Here is a 1,459-nt window from a genome sequence, read left to right on the forward strand (position 1 = left end):
CTATAAGCGTTTGGTGCCAGGGTATGAAGCACCATGCTATGTAGCTTGGTCAGCACAGAACCGTTCACCATTAGTGCGTATACCATCATCAAGAGGAATAAGCACTCGTGTAGAGGTTCGCAGTGTTGATCCGGCAGCAAACCCTTATCTTGCTATGGCTGTATTATTAAAGGCTGGTCTGGATGGGATAAAGAATAGCCTTACTCCACCGGCATCAGTTGACAGAAATATTTATGTTATGAGTAAGGAAGAAAGAATGGCTGAAGGAATTGATGATCTTCCATCTACATTAGCAGAAGCACTTGATAAGCTGAAAGCAAATGAGATTATCGTTTCAGCGTTGGGCGGACATATTTTTGAACACTTTGTAGAGGCAAAAGAAATTGAGTGGGATATGTTCCGCACGCAAGTCCATCCTTGGGAGCGGGAGCAGTATATGACGATGTATTAAACATTCAAACCGTTGGGGCAGTTGGCTCTAGCGGTTTTTTTGTTTTCGGTCAGTTTCATTAATATGTTTTGCAAAATATAACTGTCTGATAATTTTCCAGATTTTGTTTCATAAAAAAATTCGAGGACATTCTTCATATATCCTCAAATTTCTTCATTCTATCTCTTTAATTTTCTTGCTAATGTGTGAATTAACATCAGAAGAAATTTGTATACTTCCATGTTGATAAAACTTGAAGGTGAGCTGTTTTACTCTCCTTAAGGAAATTATTCATCATCTTTTAATTTCGATAAATCTGTTTCTTCGCCAAACTCAGTAGCATAATTAAGGTTTCTATTGCCTTGTAGGTTCGTGTTACGTTCAACCTCTTCGTCCATTGGAGCAAATAAAAGAGTTAAACAAATCAAACCACTTATACCTACAAGACCATAAATTATTCTGGACAAAAATGCATCTTGTCCACCAAAGATTCCTGCTACTAAATCAAATTGAAAAAATCCAATTAGACCCCAGTTTACAGCGCCAATAATTATTAAAGCTAAAGCGATCCGTTGTAATATTTTCATGGATAAAACTCCTTAATTAAATAATATACTACATTAATAATTTTTGAATAAATAATCGATTTTATACTCATGTTAGCGAATTTTGGCATATTGTTCTTTAAACAGATTTAGAGTAATTATACTTTTTGTGAAGATAGTTAATATAGATGAAGGGGATTTACAGCAGGCATATTTAACGAATGAAGAAATTGTTAAGGGGAAATGAACTGCATTTTAGAGATTATTCACATATACGGTTCTCTTGGAAGATTTATAATAGATTATGTCTCTAATTTTCATAAAATCGCCTCCAATAAAAGATTTACTGATTATGGAAACTCCTTTGAACGAATTCAAAAGTGACGAAAAAACAAAAAAATCCCTGCTAAATAGCAGGGATTAAATAAATACATTTAATTTTGGTCTTTTTCCCTTATTTTTAAGAATTCAAGACCTCTAAGCA

The 1,459-nt window shown here is 34.1% G+C and carries 1 protein-coding gene and 1 pseudogene; one reads left to right on the top strand and one right to left on the bottom strand.

What is annotated here, in order from left to right:
• A pseudogene (locus tag V7149_RS26250) lies at positions 1-451 on the top strand (type I glutamate--ammonia ligase); the annotation flags it as partial.
• Positions 452-717: 266 nt separating this feature from the next.
• On the opposite strand, the gene V7149_RS26255 reads toward V7149_RS26250, so the two are convergent.
• Positions 718-1,017, bottom strand: coding sequence for a DUF378 domain-containing protein (locus V7149_RS26255; RefSeq protein ID WP_335348489.1), 300 nt, complete (start codon positions 1,015-1,017; stop codon positions 718-720).
• Positions 1,018-1,459 lie beyond the last annotated feature (442 nt).

It is taken from the genome of Bacillus sp. JJ1503, assembly GCF_036965125.1.
Classification (GTDB): Bacteria; Bacillota; Bacilli; order Bacillales; family Cytobacillaceae; genus Cytobacillus.